Below are 18,763 nucleotides of genomic sequence, written 5' to 3'. Positions count from 1 at the left end.
GCATCGGGATGCTCAGTCCCGACGATTACGAGAAGTCACTCACCGCGGCAACTAAAGCCGCTTAACCCCCTGTCCACGATTCGGGGGGAACCTCACGGTGCTGGTGCTGTGCGCGGTGTGGGCGCTGCTGGCCGCCACGCGCCTGACCAGAGGTGAGGAGGAAGCAGGGCGCTGAGACCTGCTTCTCGGTGGCCGGCTACGCCCCGCTTCGGCTGTCACCTCAGAATCGACAGCCCAGGAGGGTTCATAGAGGGGACGCGCATGAACAAGGACGCCTCTTGTCCGAATTGCGGGCGAATCGACTGGGTGCACAACATGCCTGCGATCGCGTCGACTGGCGTATCCACGACGCACGTGTCTGGCACCAATGTTGGAGTGGGGATCGGCACTTCTGGTGCAGTGGTCCCGGTGATTGGTTCGGCAAGCACTACTGATGCCCAGACCTCAGCGTTGGCGGCAGCGACGAAGCCTGCCCACCGGGCAAGTCGCCTATCGGTTTGGCGGTGCTGGGTGTACTTCTGTTGATTCCCATGTTGATCATGGTGGCAATCGTTGGGGTCGCTGCTTCCTCGAATACCGCGGTCGACCAGCCTGGCGCTCCGATTGCTGGGTGGATCGTGTTCTGTGTTTTCGGAGTGTTGCCCTCGTGGTCCCATCGCTGATTGCCTTTGTTGTGATGGTGGGCCGAACTCGCCGAAATAGTCGTGTCGCGCGTGGGCTGCCTGCCGCGTCCGCACTGTGGGGAGCGGCCTTCTACTGCCATCGCTGCGGTCTGTGTTTCTGGTCGGAACAACCGGCAGATGGTATCGCGGCCCGGCGATCCTTGACGCCGTATCAGTTCCAGCAGATTGTCTGGGATGTGGGTGGTTACGCGCCTAAGCGGCATTGATTGTGAGCTCTGCCATTGATTTTGGTGATTCGGATGATGTGGAGTCGGTCGCCGACATCGCCGGGGTAGCGGCGGGAGGTGATGGTGACCGGTTGCCATCCGGTGTCGGTGAAGGCACGGATTCTGGCAGGAGTGCTGGTTTTCTTCCTCGCCGGTGAGGGTGTCGAAGGTTTGCCATAGTGCGCCGCTGTCATCGGGGTGGAAGACGACTGGGTCTCCTTCTCGTTCCCGGTCGATCCAGCTGGGTGCGTTGGTAAGCCATTCTGCGATGACGGGGATGGGGGACGCTCGGGGATGAAGTGAGGAGTGCGGCGACGGTGTTGTCTTCGTTTGGTGGGTGGTTCGGTGGCCCAGTTGTCGGGTCGGGCATTGCGGGCGTTGGTGCCGGTGGTGGGCCGAGGATTTCGAATGGCCCATGACCGGCGGGTGGGTGTCGGTCACGTCGAGGGTGAGACCGCGCATTCCGTTGTGATGCTCGTCTTTTCGGCCGCGACCAATGTTGTACCAATTCATCAAGTAGCCGAGGTCGTGGAGTATGACGCTGTAGGAGGCGTGCGTCGCGGTGGGGTCGGGGTTGGCGGCTAGTGCCACGAGTCCGTTGATTTTGTCGAACCGTACTGCCTTACGCAGAAATTCGGCGGGACTGAGGGTTGGTGAGGTGTGGGTGTTGGAGTCCTCGGGTGCGGGGCTCATCCGCCAGCATGCTTCGGTCAGTCGTACGTGGAGATCGCCCAAGTGCCAGGACATGGCCGAGGCGGAGGCGAACCATATTGCGCGATCCAATGAGGGCAAACCCAGCACTCTTTGGGGGACCGAGCAGTCGGCCGCCCCGCCGCTGGTTGCCCGCACTCGGTCAGTTCGCGGTGGCCCGTTCGATGATGGCGTCCCGGTAATAGGCGAGTTCGTGCAGCGTCTCGCGGTCCGCTTCGGGCATGGTCGTGGCGAGTTCGCGCCGCGCGGCCAACGTTGCGGCGGGCAGGTGTGCTCCGGCCGCGCATTCGCCGTCGGCAACCGCGGTCGCGATTTCTCGCACTCGGAAATCGTTTGCGCCGGTATCGGTCTCGGACTCGAGAGCTTGCCACGCTTGTTCCGGCGTCTGATATCGGTAGCCCTTGACGGTCATGCACGACCGCCATTCGGTGAGGGCGGCACGGAACACGGGTCTGGTGTCGAACTGCGCGGCCATTCTGTTGTAAAAGAATTCGGGGATATAGGTCAGTTGAGCCCATCGTGCTAGGTCACCGGCCAGTCGGGTACGGCTCGCCGCCTCGCAACCTTGATCGGGCACGGTGACTTGCGTGCCGTCGGGTAGGTCGATCGTGCGTCCGGTATCGGGCGGTCCGAGCAACGCGGTGTGAAATCGGCCTTGCTGTTCCGGCGGCAGGTTGTCGACGTAGCTGTCCGCCCGGGTGACCGGCGGCGTGGGTTTGCTGCCCGAGATGCCGTAGCCGTTGGCCCGGCGGCCGGGCATGTCGATAACGGCGTCGTCGTCGGCGACGGGTGGTGGCAGGGCCTGGTCGACCGGATAGTCGAACCCTTGGTCGGCGAGGCAGGTTCGGTTCAACTGTGCGACAGCGGAATCCAGGATTCGCTGGGTGGCGGGCCAGGTGCCGGAGAAGGTGACCAGATCCAACTCCGACGGGCCGAGCGCGCCGGAGAACGGCGGTGGCGGCGGCAACTGGCGCGGCGAAAGAGTTGCCGGTGCGTTGGCCGCGCACGCCGATAGCACGGTCAGCGACAGCGCGAACACCAACGGCCGCAGGGAAATCGAGCGTATCGATGACATCAGTTCACCTCGATAGGTCGAGCAGCCGGCGGTCGCTGTTGCTCCGCCGGCTGCCGAGGACCGGAGTCTGCCTACGGGTTACACCACTTGTTGGAGCTGATGTTCCGCGCGAAGCCGTCGTGTACCCACCCGCTGATGTTGGGCACGCCGTCACCCCGGCCCAAACTGTGTCTGATGCCCGAGTAGTTGAATCCGGTGTACATGTAGACCGTGCAGTCCCTGCCACTGTTCTTGATCGAGTTGATGCAGTCGTTCCAGGTTCCGGAAGCGCAGGCCGATTGCGGGAATTTTCTGAAGTCCGGGTTGTTGCCCTCCACCTTGCCGCGAGGTCCCTGGTAGTTGTTGGACGCCCAGAAACAGAAAGACCCCGCTGGACATGACGAGTCGGCCAACTCGACTTCACCGGGGGCGGCCTGTGCGATCGGGGCCAGCGCGGAGAACAGTGCCACTGCTCCCGCCGCTAAAGCGATCTGTAACTTCATCGATCTCTCCTTCTTACTTTTTTATGCGACTGCGGAAAACAAGCAGACCGTTTGTCCCGACCGATGCCAGAGAATTGCGGTGGATTGGCCGTCTCGACTGGAGATCAACTGGGGAGCGACGCCTACGTCAACCGAGCCCCATTGTGGCACAGTCGATTCCGTCTGAATGAGGTGGTGTGAACCTTCTTCTTCCGGCTGGCACAATTCTCATTGCTCGCCCGCAGCCCGCGCAATGGTTTCAGCTCAGCCTGAATAGTGAGACGGGGTAGGAATGCTGCGGATACTGTGCTCTGCCGACGATCTGCTTCGGGTGTCCATCGCCGAGCAGCCCGCGCCGCTGGCGGAGTTGACGATTGCGATGTCGATGATGCAGCGCAAGGATTCTCATCCGGTGTTCGCGCCGTGGCGGCGGCACATGGCGCGCAGGCTGCCCGCGCAGGTGCGCCCGCTGCTGCAACTGGTGTCGCTACTCGGCGCGGGTCCGTGTTTCATCGACCCACCGAGCCCCGATATCGACGAGGGCCTCGATCAGGTGATGTCGAGTTCGCGCGCCACGGTCCGGGCCGAGTTGACGCGAATGTCCGGGATCGATCGTCCGCCCACCCCATGGCTCCGGCTGCTTGCCGACCAGGATCGCGACGCCTGGCAGGATCTGCAGCGGGCCCTACAGGCCGCGCACGCGACCCTCCTCGCCGAGCAGTGGCCCCGGCTGCGGTCCGCCTTCTATGCGGAAACCGCATGGCGTGCCCGAATCCTCGCCCAACACGGATTACAGGGCGCACTGACGAGTTTGGGCCTGTCCATCCAGTTGCACGGCCTCACCCTCGAGGCCAGCTTCCCGCGTGACCTCACGATCCCGTTGACCGGGCAGGGTATCATCCTGTGCCCCACCCTGTTGTGGACCGACCACCTGCTCCCCGCTCCCTATCCCGATGGCAGGCTCTTGCTGATCTACCCCGCCGCGACCCCGCTACCACTGATCGACAGCACCGAGTCGACCCACCCACTAACCGCCCTGCTCGGCACCACCCGCGCACGAACCCTCCAACTGGCAGTCCGCCAGCACACCACCAGCGAACTAGCCCGCAACCTCGGCCTCAGCCTCGCCGCCGCCTCCATGCAGGCCAAGGCACTCCGCGAAGCCGGCCTGATCACCTCCCAACGCGACGGCAAAGCCGTCTGGCACCAATGCACCCCACTGGGCTTGGACCTCCTCGTCGCCAACGGTTGATCGATCTGCGCCTCGCGCGTGCGCGAGTGGAGCAGTCGGCCGGTTAGGACCCAATCTCCAGCGATATCTGCTGGTGGAGCGCGTGGGTGTAGTGTTCGTGTCCTCCTACCAACATGGACCCCTAATTACAAGTGGGGCGCGCCGATGCAGCTCCGCCGTGGCGAAGTGCCGTCTCAGGGAGGTTTGCCGAATGATGGCTGTCGGAATAGTTTGTCGGCGTGTTGCTTGCGCGACACGCTGGTGCGCGGCCGGGCAGGTTTGTCGCCGGCGTTAGGCGGGTAGGGAGACAGGGACGTTGCAGTCAGGGCCGTGCCGCGGCCGAATCCGACTGGGGTGATACGGGCCTACCAGATACAGATGAGCCATAACCTGCCATGACGGCTCTCCATTTACTCTCCGCATTGAACGCCATAAGGCCCCACAACGGGCCATATGGCAAGTTCCTCGTGGGAGGAAAGCGCCTGGTAGGGCGCCATATTTGCCATATGGCCCGTGCTGGGATACGCGCCCCCGGCAGGAATCGAACCTGCGACCTAGGGATTAGAAGGCCCTTGCTCTATCCAACTGAGCTACGGAGGCAGTGGGTTCCACCATGACCGACATTGGTCGTGCTGTCCAGCGCGCCAATTATAGCGACCGACCAGATGGCTAAGGGTCCAACGTGACCGCGAGTACGAGCATTGCGGCCATGATCACTTCGAGCACCAGGTAGAACCAAACGGGGAAGAAGGCGGACGGGCTTTCCACGAAGCCTGACCAGATCCGGCCGACCGCCATGCCGCCGAGCGCGGCGGCGACCGCCACACACGTCCCGAATCTCAGGTCGCCGACGTCGGCGGCGGCCAACCCGAGGACCACCGCGATCGCGATACCGAAACCGCCATAGACGGCTCGCACCTCGGCGCGGGCATCCGCGCGATCGGCGAGCAGCCCGAGCGGGTCGACGAGTTGGCTGGGCCGCAACAGCCCGTAGACGCCCATGGCGGCGAAGAACAACGCCACCAAGGCAATCAACACGATCGACACGATCGACATTGCACCTCCGTGATCCGCCGACCACCCTATCGGCCCAAACCCGGCGCGGCCACGCGATAACAATCGAACTACGCTCAGTCGTATGTCGTCAGCGCAGGACCCGTCCGCTTCACCAGATCTGGAGGTCACCCGGACGGCGGCGACATACGCTGCGCTGATCGCCCTGACCGGCGCGATCGCGGCGGTGGTTGCCGCGCTGGTGGTCGGGCTTTCGGCAGCGCAGGCGTTGAGTCTGCTCGGCATCCCCGATCCAGGTTCGCTGACCACCTACGGCCTGCCCGCGGTGCGCGCGCTCGCCGATCTGTCGGCGGCGCTGACGGTCGGCTCGCTGTTGTTCGCCGCGTTCCTGGTGCCGCCGCAAGCGAACGGGCTGCTCGATGTCGGCGGGTATCGGGCGGTGCGCCGCGCCTCCAATTTCGCGCTCATTTGGGCCTGCTGCGCGGCGCTGCTCATTCCGCTGACGGTGTCCGACACCACCGGGCAGCCGGTCAAGGACACCCTGCGCCCGGAAGCCCTGTGGCGCGCCATCGACCAGATCGAACTGGCCGGTGCCTGGCGCACGACGGTGCTGTTCGCGCTGATCGTCGCGGTCGGTGCCAGGGTCGCGTTGCGCTGGGGCTGGACGCCGGTGCTGTTCGGCGCGTCCATCGTGACGATGATGCCGCTCGCGTTGACCGGGCACTCGTCGTCCGGCGGCGCGCACGACCTCGCGACGAACAGCCTGATCCTGCACCTGGTTTCGGCCGCGGTCTGGGTCGGCGGCCTGTTCGCGCTACTGGCGCACGCGCGCCGCGGCGGCGCGCACACCGACCTCGCCGCGCGCCGTTTCTCGCTGACCGCCAGCATCGCGTTCGTCACCATCGGTGTCAGCGGGGTGATCAACTCCTGGGTCCGGGTGCCGTGGGACGAACTGTTCACCACCACCTACGGCAGGCTGGTGCTCGCCAAGGCCGCCGCGCTGATCGTGCTCGGCCTGATCGGCTTCGCGCAGCGGCGCGCCGCACTGCCCGCGCTCGCCGCGAACCCGCGGGACCGCGGTGCGCTGATCCGATTCGCCGGTGTAGAGGTACTGGTCTTCGCGGCGACCATGGGCCTCGCGGTCGGCCTCGGCCGCACCCCGCCGCCACCGCCGACTTCGGAGCCGACGCCCGCCGAGGTCGAACTCGGCTACAACCTGGCAGGCCCGCCGAATGTGCCACGGCTGCTGTTCGACTGGCGTTTCGACCTGATCTTCGGAACGCTCGCGATCGTGCTCGCGGTGCTGTATTTGCTCGGCGTGCGACGACTGCGGGCGCGCGGCGACGCGTGGCCGATCGGGCGCACCATTGCCTGGCTGTCCGGCTGCGCGGTGCTGCTGATCGCCACCTCGTCCGGAGTCGGGCGATATTCGCCCGCGATGTTCAGCGTGCACATGGGCGCGCACATGGCGTTGTCTATGCTGGCGCCGATCCTGTTCGCGCTCGGCGGCGCGGTGACGCTGGCGTTGCGGGCGCTGCCTGCCGCCGGGCGCACCGGCGTGCCTGGACCGCGCGAGTGGATCCTTGCCGCCGTGCACAATCCGGTGTCGCGTTTCCTGACGCAGCCGATCGTGGCGGCGGTCATCTTCGTCGGCGGGTTCTATGCGCTGTACCTGGGCGGGATCTTCGACGCGTACGCGGACTCGCACGCCGCGCACCTGATGATGAACGCGCACTTCCTGCTCAGCGGCTACCTGTTCTACTGGGTCGTCATCGGCATCGATCCCAAACCGCGCCAGGTGGAACCGCTGACCAGGCTCGGCATGGTGTTCGGCTCGCTGCCCTTCCACGCTTTCTTCGGCATCGCGCTGATGAGCATGAACACGGTGCTCGGCGGCTGGTTCTACCGCGGCCTCGGACTCGGCTGGAACGGCGACCTGCTCGGCGACCAGCGCACCGGCGGTAGCCTGGCGTGGGCGAGCGGTGAGATCCCGTTGGTGGTGGTGATGCTCGCGCTGCTCATCCAATGGTCGCGCAGCGATCGCAAACTCGCGCAGCGCACCGATCGGGCCGCCGACCGCGACCACGACGCCGCCCTCTCCGCGCACAACGCGATGTTCGCTGAGCTGGCCAAACGTGACCGAGGGGTACATAAGTAGGTGACGGCGCAATGCCTTCGGGCATGAAGTCTCAGGTCATGGTGGAGTCGAGTTGGTCAAGGTGTGGTTGTGAACGAGCGGTCCGTAGTCTTCTCCGAACACAGACCGATCGATCGGATCTATCGGTCCGATGTGCGGGCCGCGCGTAGGCGGCTGGCCGGACGGATTCGCAAGACGCCGGTTTTCCATACCTCGGTCGCCGGGCCCAACGGGCCGGTGCCGGTCACGATGAAACTCGAATACCTGCAGTACGGCGGCACTTTCAAGGTTCGCGGCAGCTTCAACGCGCTGCTGGCGGCCCCGGACGGTACCGATCAGGTGGTCATCGCCTCCGGCGGCAACGCGGGGATCGCCGCCGCGCTTGCGGCCGCGCATCTCGGAAAGTCGTGCACCGTGGTGGTTCCGGAGTCGGCGCCGCACACCAAGGTCGCCGCGATGTGGTCGCACGGTGCCGAGGTGCTCTGGCACGGAACGACTTACACCGAGGCGCTCGGCTACGCCGACCAGCTCGCCGCGGAACGCAACGCTTTGCAGCTGCACGCCTACGACCTGCCCGCCATCGTCGCGGGTGCGGGCGTGGTCGGACTGGAGATCGAGGAGCAGGTGCGCGGGCGGCCGTCGGTGCTCGCCGCGGTCGGCGGCGGCGGTCTGGTCGCGGGGATCGCGGCCGCGATCGGCCGTCGTCAGCAGGTGGTCGGCGTGGAGCCGGAAGGTATCCCGACGTTGAATGCCGCGTTGTCGGCGAACCGGCCGGTCGAGGTCGGGGTGTCCAGCATCGCGGCGGAATCCTTGGGTGCCACCAGGATCGGGGATATCGCCATGGACATCGCGCGCCGGTATCAGGTGCGTTCGCTGCTGGTCACCGACGACGCGATCGCGACGGCCCGTGACTATCTGTGGCGCGAGTTCCGCGTCGTGGTGGAATTCGCCGGTGCGGCCGCCTTGGCGGCGGTGCAGAGCGGCGTCTATGTTCCCGCGCCCGACGAGCGCCCGGTGATCGTCCTCTGCGGCGCCAACACCGATCTCTCGGTGCTGTAACCACCTTCGCGTTCGGCACGCTCCGGCGACCTCGAAAGAAGCACTGGATATCCACATTCGAGAAAGTTGTGCACATTCTCGGATCGCGCCGCCCGAATGACCGTCGCATCGGTGAGGCTGGAGCAGTCCTCCTCGCGGGGAGGAAGTCTCCGGGCAACCGCCACGGGCCGAATGCGAAGGGGCGTCATCATGTACGAGGCGAATGCGACCGTGATCGGCACCATCGTCAACCATCCACTGAAGCGCGAGTTGCCGAACGGCGACCAGATACTCACCTTCCGGATGGCGAGCAACTCGCGCCGACTCGACCACACCACGGGGGAGTGGGTGGACAACGGCACCCTCTTCCTCAACGTGAGTTGCTGGCGCAAGCTGGTGGCAGGCGTGGAGGCGTCGCTGCGGCGCGGCGATCCGATCATCGCGCACGGCCAACTGCGCTCGCACGAATATCGCAGTAGAGACGGGGTGGAACGGCGTGACCTGGAGATGCGGGCCAGCGCCGTCGGCCCCGACCTCGGTCGCTGCACCGCCCGGGTGACCAGATGGTCGGAGATGCGGAATACTGGCGACCGCTTCAGTGCTGAACATCAGGTGCCGGCAGGCGACGGGCTGGGGGAAAATGTCGCAGCCGCCTCTGCGGCGCCGCCCCGAACGACCCACCCCGAGCACGCCGACGCCTGACCAGGCCGCGCACTTTTGGCCGCGCGCTGCGAGGGGTATCCGCCGGTTCAACTCACCGTTTCCGACACCGATAGGCTTCCTCCTTATGGCTGAGTTCATTTACACAATGAAGAAGGTTCGCAAGGCGCATGGTGACAAAGTCGTACTCGACGATGTCTTCCTGAACTTCCTTCCCGGCGCCAAGATCGGTGTCGTCGGCCCGAACGGCGCCGGTAAATCCAGCGTGCTGAAGATCATGGCGGGCGTGGACCAGCCGAACAACGGCGAAGCGTTCCTCGCACCCGGCGCGACGGTCGGCATCCTGATGCAGGAGCCCGCGCTCAACGAGGAGAAGACGGTCCGCGGCAACGTCGAGGAAGGCCTCGGCGAGGTCAAGGTGAAGCTGGATCGCTTCAACGAGATCGCCGAGCTGATGGCCACCGACTACTCCGACGAGCTCATGGATGAGATGGGCAAGCTGCAGGAGTTCCTCGACCACGCCGACGCGTGGGACGTCGACTCCCAGCTGGAGCAGGCCATGGACGCACTGCGCTGCCCGCCGCCGGACGAGCCGGTCACCAACCTCTCCGGTGGTGAGCGCCGCCGCGTCGCGCTGTGCAAGCTGCTGCTGAGCAAGCCCGACCTGCTGCTGCTCGACGAACCGACCAACCACCTCGACGCCGAGAGCGTGCTCTGGCTCGAGCAGCACCTGGCCGCGTACGCCGGCGCCGTGCTCGCGGTCACCCACGACCGGTACTTCCTGGACAACGTCGCCGAGTGGATCCTCGAACTCGACCGCGGCCGCGCCTACCCCTACGAAGGCAACTACTCCACCTACCTGGAGAAGAAGGCGCAGCGACTCGAGGTCCAGGGCAAGAAGGACCAGAAGCTGCAGAAGCGGCTCAAGGACGAGCTGGCCTGGGTGCGTTCCGGTGCCAAGGCCCGCCAGGCCAAGAACAAGGCTCGCCTCGGCCGGTACGAGGAGATGGCGGCCGAGGCCGATAAGCACAGGAAGTTGGATTTCGAGGAGATCCAGATTCCGGCGGGCCCGCGCCTGGGCAACGTGGTGGTCGAGGTCTCGCACCTGGACAAGGGTTTCGGCGATCGTCAGCTCATCAAGGATCTGTCGTTCACCTTGCCGCGCAACGGCATTGTCGGCGTCATCGGCCCGAACGGTGTCGGTAAGACCACGCTGTTCAAGACCATTGTCGGGCTCGAGGCGCCCGACAGCGGGGAGGTGAAGGTCGGCGAGACGGTCAAGCTGAGCTACGTCGACCAGAACCGGGCAGGCATCGACCCGAAGAAGAACGTCTGGCAGGTGGTGTCCGAAGGGCTCGACTTCATCCAGGTCGGCAACCAGGAAATGCCGTCGCGGGCGTATGTCAGCGCGTTCGGCTTCAAGGGCCCGGATCAGCAGAAGCCGTCCGGGGTGCTCTCCGGTGGTGAGCGCAACCGGTTGAACCTGGCGCTCACCCTCAAGCAGGGCGGCAACCTGATCCTGCTCGACGAGCCGACCAACGACCTCGACGTGGAGACCCTCGGTTCGCTGGAGAACGCGCTGGAGCAGTTCCCGGGCTGCGCCGTGGTGATCTCCCACGATCGCTGGTTCCTCGACCGCACCTGCACCCACATCCTGGCGTGGGAGGGCGACTCCGACAACGACGCCAAGTGGTTCTGGTTCGAGGGCAACTTCGAGGCCTACGAGGCCAACAAGATCGAGCGCCTCGGCCTGGAAGCCGCCCGCCCGCACCGGGTTACGCACCGCAAGCTGACCCGCGACTGATCCGATGACGGGCTGAGCCCGTCGGTTGCGGACCTGATCCGGGATCGAGTCGCGGGCGTCGAACACGACGTCACGACTCGGTCCCGGCGCACGCCGCAATACCGTACGTCCGTTATGTCTCGTATCCGGCACAACGGCGCTGGACCGGCGCCCACGGTGTCCACGAATCTCGCTACTGTGGGATACGTGAATGCGCAGGCACAGTTCGAGCAATCGGCGGTCCCCACCGTCGACCTGGTAGTCGAGCTGAACCGAGGTGCTTCGGCCCCGCTGCCGCCGCAGAAAGATCCTGTCGCGCACACCTGACGTTCGTGCGTCCGAACGATGCTGTGCCGAGAACATTCTCCGAGCTGGGCAATCGCGTGGCGAATGCTGCCGTGATGGTGAACACCCCAGGATTGGAAGGGATTTCACCCCCTCGTCTTCCACGCACAGCTACTCTCGGACCGGCGTCGCTTTGTCACGGAACCGAATCCGAGGAGTTGGCGAAAAAATGACGGTCTCGTCCGAATTGTCCAGTGCGGCGTGGGCCGCGAGTTTGCCGCAGGTACTGCGCGGCGAACTGGCGACCCTCGAGGAGGCGTATTTCCGCCACGTCGACGCTGGCGATGTGGACTGCGCGATCACCGGCATCACTCAAATCTTCCGGCGGCACATGGAGTTGGCCATGCACCGCCCGGCGGGCCGGGCCCTGGTCCGGGTGTATCACCCCGACGACGGCTCCGGCCTCGGCGCGGCGGTACAGCTAGTCACTGATGACATGCCGCTACTTGTCGAATCAATCACCTCATCGCTGACCCGGCTCGGTGTCAGCGTGAGCGAAGTGATCCACCCGATCTTCGAGGTGGACCGCGATGCGGACGGACTGCTGCAGCACGCCGCGCCGCACGAAGTCGACGGCACCAACGGCGAGACCGCGCTGCGCGAGTCGTGGATGCACCTGCAACTGCACCCGTCCACCAGCCGCGCGCAGTTGAGCCGGATCGAAGCCGCGATGCCGAATGTTGTTGCCGACGTACGTCAGGTCATCGGTGACACCGAGGCCATCAAGGACGTGCAGAGCAGGCTGGCCGACGATCTGGAGCTGGCCGCGAAGTCGGGCACCGCGCCGTTCGCCGACACCGATCTGGTGGACACCGCGAACCTGCTGCGCTGGCTGGCCAGCGGTAATTTCACCGTGCTCGGCTATGCCCGCTACCAGCTGAGTGCCGAGCATGGGCGGGAGTCGTCCAACCCGATGCCAGGCACCTGTCTCGGTGTGCTCCGGCCCGACGTCGGCACCGATTTCCGGGTGCCGATCAACGCCGCCGACCGTCCGCTGCTGATGCTGACCCAGGGCCTGGTGCCCGCCACCGTGCATCGCTCGGTGTACCCGTACTTCATCGGCGTCGCCGACTTCGACGACGCGGGCACCATCCTCGGTGAGCACCTGTTCATCGGCGTCTTCACGGTCACCGCCGTGCACGAGAACGTGCTGGACATCCCGGTGATCGAGCGCCGGGTGCGCGCGGTGATCGAGGAGAGCGGATTCGACCTGGAGTCGTTCTCCGGGCAGGCGATGCTCGAGGTCATCCAGTCCTTCCCGCGCACCGAGCTGTTCTCCTCCGACGCCGAGACGATGCGCCGGACCGCCCTGGCGGTACTGAATATCGGGCTGCGTCGTCAGGTGCGGCTGTTCCTGCGTTCGGACGGTTACGGCCGATTCGTGGCGTGCATGGTGTACCTGCCGCGGGACCGCTACACCACTCGGGTGCGGCTGGAGATGCAGGACATCCTGGTCCGCGAATTGGGTGGCGTCTCCATCGATTACTCCGCCAGGGTCGGCGAAAGCGACTTGGCCAGTGTGTATTTCACGGTACGCATGCCGGAGGCCGAGCACGGCGCGCCGCGTTACGCGGCACCGGCCGCGGACACCTCCGAGGCCAACCGGCTGCGCATCCAGGCGCTGCTCGGCGAGGCGAGCCGGACCTGGGAAGACCTGCTCAACGACGAGGTCAGCACCTCGACGATGCTCGACCCCTCGGTGGTCCAGCGCTACTCCGAGGCGTTCCCCGACGCCTACAAGGAGGACTTCGAGGCAGGCCGCGCGCTCGCCGACATCGTCCGCCTGGAGCACCTGCGCGACGGCGGCATCGACCAGTACCTGTACCGCAACCTCGCATCCGACCCCGGTTCCTGGCGGTTCTCGCTCTACGTCGCGGGCCCCGGCATCTCGCTGAGCCAGGTGCTGCCGGTGCTGCAGAGTCTCGGTGTCGAGGTGGTCGACGAGCGGCCGTACCAGCTCGAGCTCGAGCCCCAGCCCGGCGGCGACCCGAGTACCGGCGGCGAACGCTGGATCTACGACTTCGGCCTGCTGGCCAGGCCCGAGTTGCTGCGCAGCGCGCTCGACCGGGATCTGGACGCGGAGCTGCTCGAGTCGTCCAAGCGGGCGGCCGTGCTGGAGGCGGAGGTTCGTGGGCTGCGCGAGCGGTTCACCGAGGCCTTCGAGGCGGCCTGGTACGGCCGCGCGGAAGCCGACCCGCTCAACGAGCTGGTGCTGCGCGCGCGGCTGCCGTGGCGTGCGGTATCGATCCTGCGCATGTACGCGAAGTACTTGCAGCAGGCCGGTTTTCCGTACAGCCAGGCCAACATCTCCCGGGTGCTGCTCACCTACCCGGATGTGGCGCGGCTGTTCGTCGACCTGTTCGCGGCGCGCTTCGACCCGGACACCGTGTCGGCCGACCATGCCGCCGAGCTCGAGGTGCAGGTTCGTGGCCGGATCGACGACGTGGTCAGCCTCGACGCCGACCGCATCCTGCGCGCCATCCTCAACCTGATCAGGGCGACGCTGCGCACCAACTACTACGTCACCGACGCCGAGGGCATGTCGCGCGACTACGTGTCGGTGAAGGTGGAGCCGCGCGAGATCAGCGAATTGCCCAAGCCGAGGCCACAATTCGAGATCTTCGTGTACTCGCCGCGAGTCGAGGGCGTGCACCTGCGGTTCGGTCCGGTGGCCCGTGGCGGGTTGCGCTGGTCCGACCGTTTGGAGGACTTCCGTACCGAGGTGCTCGGTCTGGTGAAGGCGCAGGCGGTCAAGAACGCGGTGATCGTCCCCGTCGGTGCCAAGGGCGGCTTCGTGGTGAAGCAGCCGCCTGCCGCCACCGGTGATCCGGTCGCGGATCGTCAGGCGCTCGGTGCCGAGGGCGTCAGCTGCTACCGCACCTTCATTTCCGGCCTGCTCGATGTCACCGACAACGTGGATCGCGCGACCGGCGAGGTGGTGCCGCCGGCCAGGGTGGTGCGCCGCGACGGCGACGACACCTACCTGGTGGTTGCCGCCGACAAGGGCACGGCGACGTTCTCCGATATCGCCAACGATGTGGCCAAGCGCTACGGCTTCTGGCTCGGCGACGCGTTCGCCTCCGGCGGTTCGGCGGGCTACGACCACAAGGCGATGGGCATCACCGCCAAGGGTGCGTGGGAGAGCGTCAAACGCCACTTCCAGGAAATGGACATCGACACCCAGACCCAGGACTTCACCGTCGTCGGCGTCGGCGATATGAGCGGTGACGTCTTCGGCAACGGCATGCTGCTGTCCGAGCACATCCGCCTGCTCGCGGCGTTCGACCACCGGCACATCTTCTTGGATCCGAACCCGGACACCGCCGCCTCCTACGCCGAACGGCAGCGGATGTTCCAGCTGCCCCGCTCGTCGTGGGCGGACTACGACGCCTCGCTCATCAGCAAGGGCGGCGGCGTCTACGACCGCACGGTGAAGTCGGTTCCGATCAGCCCGCAGGTCCGAAAGGCGTTGGGGCTGGCCGACGATGTCGAGTCGCTGTCACCGCCGGAGCTGGTGCGCGCGATCCTGCTCGCACCGGCCCAGCTGCTCTGGAACGGCGGCATCGGCACCTATATCAAGGCGAGCACCGAGGCGAACGCCGAGGTGGGCGACAAGTCCAACGACGCGGTCCGGGTCAACGGAAACCAGTTGCGGGTCAAGGTGATCGGCGAAGGCGGCAACCTGGGCGCGACGGCGCTCGGCCGCATCGAGTTCTGCCGCAACGGCGGCAAGATGAACACCGACGCCCTCGACAACTCGGCCGGCGTCGACTGCTCCGACCACGAGGTCAACATCAAGGTGCTGCTCGATGGCGTGGTCAGCGCGGGCCAGCTGCCCGAGCCGGAACGCAACCCGCTGCTCGCCTCGATGACCGACGAGGTCGCGCAGATGGTGCTGGACGACAATGTGGCGCAGAACTTCCTGATGGGCATGTCCCGCACCGACGCGCCGCAGATGCTGAACGTGCACATGCGACTCATCGACGATCTGGAAACGCGCCGCGGCCTCGACCGCGAGCTGGAGGCGCTGCCCTCGGACGCGCAGCTGAAGCGCATGCTGGAGGAGGGCGCGGGACTCACGTCACCCGAACTCGCCAATCTCATGGCACACGTGAAGCTTTCGCTCAAGGCCGACCTGCTCGACACGGATCTGCCGGACAGCCCCTTCTTCGTCACCCGGCTGCCCGACTACTTCCCGACGCCGCTGCGGGAGCGGTTCGGCGCCGCGATCAAGAAGCACCGGCTGCGCCGGGAAATCCTCACCACGATGATCGTGAACGAGATGGTCGACTACGGCGGCATCACCTACGCGCACCGGTTGAGCGAGGAGACCGGCGCGACGCCCACCGACTCGGTGCGTGCGTTCGCGGCGGCTACCGAGATCTTCGGCCTGCCGGAGATGTGGGCGCGGATCCGGGCGGCCGACGCCACCACCGCGGTGCGTGACCTGCTGGAACTGGAAACCAAGAGGACGCTGGATCGGGCGTCGCGCTGGTTCCTGAGCAACCGGCCACAGCCGATCGCGGTCGGCGCGGAGATCAACCGGTACTGCGAGGACGTGCAAGCGCTGGCGCCGAAGGTGCCGGGCTGGCTGCGCGGACATCACGTCGCGACGCTCACCGATCAGTCGGCCGAGCTCATCGCCCGCGGTGCGCCGACCGACCTGGCCACCGAGGTGTTCGGGCTGCTCAACCTGTTCCCGCTGCTCGACATCGTGGACATCGCCGACATCACCGATCGCGACGGTGACGAGGTGGGCGCGCTGTACTACGCGCTCAACGAGCACCTCAAGATCGACTGGCTGCTCCAGGCGGTCAGCCACCTCGAACGGGGCGACCGCTGGCACTCGCTGGCTCGGCTCGCGCTGCGCGACGACATGTACTCGTCGCTGCGCTCGCTGACCCTCGATGTGCTCTCCGCCGGTGACCCGGAAGAGAGCGCGGACGAGAAGATTGCATACTGGGAGTCGAAGAACCAGTCTCGGCTCGGGCGTGCCCGGGCCGCACTGTCGGAGTTGTTCGAGTCCGGAACCCACGATCTCGCCACGCTGTCGGTTGCCGCGCGGCAAGTGCGAAGCATGGTGAGCGGGGTGGGCGCCCAATCGGAGGTACCACGTTGACGAGCTCGTTGAACGGTAACGGGAAGGCGCAGGGTAGCAATGTTGTGTTGCCCAAGCGTTTTCACACCCAGGTCGAGGTCAGATGGTCGGACATGGATGCTTTTCAGCATGTGAACCATGCCCGCATGGTGACCCTGCTGGAGGAGGCGCGCATCCCGTGGCTGCTCGAGCCGGGCCGTCCGACCGCCGCCCTCGGGACCGGCTGTGTGCTGGCGGACCTTCGGGTGCGTTACCGCGGGCAGCTCAGGCACGAGGACACACCGCTCGACATCGCGATGTGGATCCAACAGCTGCGGGCGGTCGACTTCACCATCGGCTATGAGGTGCGGGCCGCTGGTGCGGCACCGGACTCGCCCGCCGCGGTGACCGCCGCCACCCAGATCGCCGCGTTCGACATGTCCGCGCAGCGCTTGCGCAGGCTCACCCATGCCGAACGCGACTATCTGGCTCAGTGGCTGGACTGATCCGCATCGGTAGTCGCTGGTCGAGAACGGCAGCACAGCCGTGATGGCAGAACAACGCGTATTGCACGTGTCCGATGCGGCGGAGCGAGAGAACCTCGCGACGTTCCTGGCTCGGGCCGTGCGGCTGGACCCCGCGGCGGTGGTGCGTATCCGCCGCCGCGGGCAGCAGTACGTCTCGGCCTGGGTGGCAACGGGTTTCGAGGCGCTCGCGGTCCGCACCATCGTCGGTGAGCTCGGCGTCGACGACGTCACCGTCGGCGCCGACATGGTGCTGGCCGGGCTCGGCTCCGGCCTGCCCATCGACCTCGGCTATTCGATGGATTCCGCGTGGCGCGGCGCGCTACCGCCGGTGGACGGTTTCGCGCACATCGACGACGTGCCCGCCCGCACCCTCGTCGAACTCGCCGAACAGGGCGCGCAATTGGCCAAGGAACACGGCAGCAGCCACGGCCCTCCCGCCTCCCTGCTCGACCAAACCGTGCTCACCGTCTCCGGCGCCGATACCAACGTGCAGGTCCCCATGCGCGTCGTCTTCGCCCTCACCGCAATGGATTTCATCCCCCATTCCGGTGACAAGGCCGACTCCCGCCGCATCCTCCCCACCGAAATAGTCCGTGTCCGCGCCACCAACACCTGGCTCCGCATAGATGCCCGCTACGGTTCGGTAGCCCGCCGCCGAGCAGGCAGCATCACCCTCTCCCCAAGCTAGCCCCAAAATCGGCGATGGGTTCAGGGGAGGCCGAGTAGGCGTAGGAGGGCGGTGGTTGTGGCGGCGGCGAGGATAACTACGAGGATGGGTTGTTTGCGCCAGGCCAGGGCGGCGGCGATGAGAACGCCTGCGGGGAGGGCGAATCCGAATTCGCCGGGGGCGGTTGGCAGAGTGGTTACGGCTACCAAGGCGGCGATCAGGACGACGGCGCCGACTTCCAATAGTCGAATTGTGCGGGCGGGGAAGCGGATACGGTCGCGTAGGGCTGGGCCGGACCAGCGGAATGCGTAGGTGCCCAGGGTGAGGGCGATCATGCTTGCGGCCAATATCATTCGGCACCTGATTCGTGTGCGGCTCGACTGTGGTTCGTAACTTCCTCTGGCGCAGCGGGTTCCGGTGAATCGGCAGCTTTCGGTTTATCGCGACCAACGGCGAGCAACCCCGAAAGCGCAACCAGCACAGGCATTCCCGCTGGCAAGAACGGCGCGCTGGCGACGGCGACCGTGGCACCGACTGCGGCGGCGCGTAACGTCGCGAGGTCCCGCAATGCCGGAATGATCAACGCGAGCAGCACTGCCGGGAACACCGCGTCCAGTCCGAACGCGGCGGTGTCCGGTGTGAAGGTCCCGATCAGCACTCCGAGTGCGGCGCCACCGGGCCAGGCGAGCAGGACGCCAAACCCGCACGCCCAGTAGGCAGCTCGTTTTCCGGCAAGAGATGGCTGAGCCAGCGACAGCGCCACCGACTCGTCGTTCATCAGATGCACGCCGAGAAACCGCCGCCATCCGGTACCGACCGCCTCGGGCACCGACAACCCGTACGGCAGATGCCGGGCATTGACCACCAGCGCGGCAAGCATCGCCGCGATCGGACTACCACCGGCCGCGATGATCCCGATGAAGAGAAACTCCGCACCGGCGGCGAGCACCGCGAAAGCGAGCACGATGGGCAACCACGCGGGCAGGCCGGTGGTGACCGCGGTCGCGCCGTAGGAGACTCCGATCACGAACACCGCCAGGCACACCGCCACGATCCCGGAGAACGTATCTCGTCCGAGTGTTCGCCATATCGAACGCATGTAGCTTATAGTGAACGCAATGATCTGATCCGTCAACATCGCCGGGTGG

13 protein-coding genes and 1 tRNA gene are annotated in these 18,763 nt (G+C 66.1%); 8 read left to right on the top strand and 6 right to left on the bottom strand.

All coding sequences use genetic code 11. From position 1 onward, the window contains the following. Positions 1 to 1,742: 1,742 nt before the first annotated feature. A complete protein-coding gene (locus ACIA8C_RS42155) occupies positions 1,743 to 2,675 on the bottom strand; it encodes a hypothetical protein (RefSeq protein WP_397144968.1) in 933 nt (310 codons plus the stop codon). A gap of 71 nt (positions 2,676 to 2,746) precedes the next feature. After that, positions 2,747 to 3,157 (bottom strand): peptidase inhibitor family I36 protein, encoded by a 411-nt coding sequence (locus tag ACIA8C_RS42150; RefSeq protein ID WP_397144966.1) that lies wholly within the window; start codon positions 3,155 to 3,157, stop codon positions 2,747 to 2,749. Positions 3,158 to 3,428: 271 nt separating this feature from the next. Between ACIA8C_RS42150 and ACIA8C_RS42145 the strand changes: the two genes are divergently transcribed. Then, on the top strand, positions 3,429 to 4,388 hold the full coding sequence (locus tag ACIA8C_RS42145) for an ArsR family transcriptional regulator (protein WP_397144964.1): 960 nt from the start codon (positions 3,429 to 3,431) through the stop codon (positions 4,386 to 4,388). A gap of 505 nt (positions 4,389 to 4,893) precedes the next feature. Here ACIA8C_RS42145 and ACIA8C_RS42140 read toward each other — a convergent pair. Together ACIA8C_RS42140 and ACIA8C_RS42135 are read right to left on the bottom strand one after the other, a co-directional pair. Continuing rightward, positions 4,894 to 4,967: transfer RNA gene (locus ACIA8C_RS42140), tRNA-Arg, on the bottom strand. A gap of 69 nt (positions 4,968 to 5,036) precedes the next feature. Continuing rightward, a complete protein-coding gene (locus tag ACIA8C_RS42135; protein WP_397144962.1) occupies positions 5,037 to 5,423 on the bottom strand; it encodes a DUF4345 family protein in 387 nt (128 codons plus the stop codon). A gap of 82 nt (positions 5,424 to 5,505) precedes the next feature. On the opposite strand from ACIA8C_RS42135, the gene ACIA8C_RS42130 reads away from it, so the two are divergent. The 7 genes from ACIA8C_RS42130 (at position 5,506) to ACIA8C_RS42100 (ending at position 17,636) form a co-directional block, all read left to right on the top strand. After that, positions 5,506 to 7,539 (top strand): cytochrome c oxidase assembly protein, encoded by a 2,034-nt coding sequence (locus ACIA8C_RS42130; RefSeq protein ID WP_397144960.1) that lies wholly within the window; start codon positions 5,506 to 5,508, stop codon positions 7,537 to 7,539. 69 nt (positions 7,540 to 7,608) lie between these two features. Continuing rightward, positions 7,609 to 8,577, top strand: a complete 969-nt coding sequence (locus ACIA8C_RS42125; protein ID WP_397144958.1) for a serine/threonine dehydratase — start codon at positions 7,609 to 7,611, stop codon at positions 8,575 to 8,577. Positions 8,578 to 8,766: 189 nt separating this feature from the next. Next, the gene (locus ACIA8C_RS42120; protein WP_397144956.1) at positions 8,767 to 9,258 is read left to right on the top strand and encodes a single-stranded DNA-binding protein; all 492 of its coding nucleotides are present in this window, start codon (positions 8,767 to 8,769) and stop codon (positions 9,256 to 9,258) included. Between the two features lie 85 nt (positions 9,259 to 9,343). Continuing rightward, complete coding sequence (gene ettA / locus ACIA8C_RS42115) at positions 9,344 to 11,020, top strand: energy-dependent translational throttle protein EttA (protein WP_397144954.1); 1,677 nt, start codon at positions 9,344 to 9,346, stop codon at positions 11,018 to 11,020. Between the two features lie 493 nt (positions 11,021 to 11,513). Continuing rightward, on the top strand, positions 11,514 to 16,463 hold the full coding sequence (locus ACIA8C_RS42110; protein WP_397144952.1) for an NAD-glutamate dehydrogenase: 4,950 nt from the start codon (positions 11,514 to 11,516) through the stop codon (positions 16,461 to 16,463). 8 nt (positions 16,464 to 16,471) lie between these two features. Next, positions 16,472 to 16,927: an acyl-CoA thioesterase gene (locus ACIA8C_RS42105; RefSeq protein ID WP_397144971.1), complete on the top strand. Its 456-nt coding sequence runs from the start codon at positions 16,472 to 16,474 to the stop codon at positions 16,925 to 16,927. 43 nt (positions 16,928 to 16,970) lie between these two features. Beyond that, positions 16,971 to 17,636 (top strand): hypothetical protein, encoded by a 666-nt coding sequence (locus ACIA8C_RS42100; protein WP_397144950.1) that lies wholly within the window; start codon positions 16,971 to 16,973, stop codon positions 17,634 to 17,636. Positions 17,637 to 17,656: 20 nt separating this feature from the next. Here ACIA8C_RS42100 and ACIA8C_RS42095 read toward each other — a convergent pair whose 3' ends face one another. After that, the gene (locus tag ACIA8C_RS42095) at positions 17,657 to 17,968 is read right to left on the bottom strand and encodes an AzlD domain-containing protein (protein ID WP_397144948.1); all 312 of its coding nucleotides are present in this window, start codon (positions 17,966 to 17,968) and stop codon (positions 17,657 to 17,659) included. Next, complete coding sequence (locus ACIA8C_RS42090; RefSeq protein ID WP_397144946.1) at positions 17,965 to 18,714, bottom strand: AzlC family ABC transporter permease; 750 nt, start codon at positions 18,712 to 18,714, stop codon at positions 17,965 to 17,967. The genes ACIA8C_RS42095 and ACIA8C_RS42090 overlap by 4 nt, the downstream gene beginning before the upstream one ends. Positions 18,715 to 18,763 lie beyond the last annotated feature (49 nt).

This window comes from Nocardia sp. NPDC051321 (genome assembly GCF_044455225.1).
Classification (GTDB): domain Bacteria; phylum Actinomycetota; class Actinomycetes; order Mycobacteriales; family Mycobacteriaceae; genus Nocardia.
The sequence above is the reverse complement of the archived record's forward strand: the minus strand, read 5'-3'. Positions and strand labels throughout refer to the sequence as shown.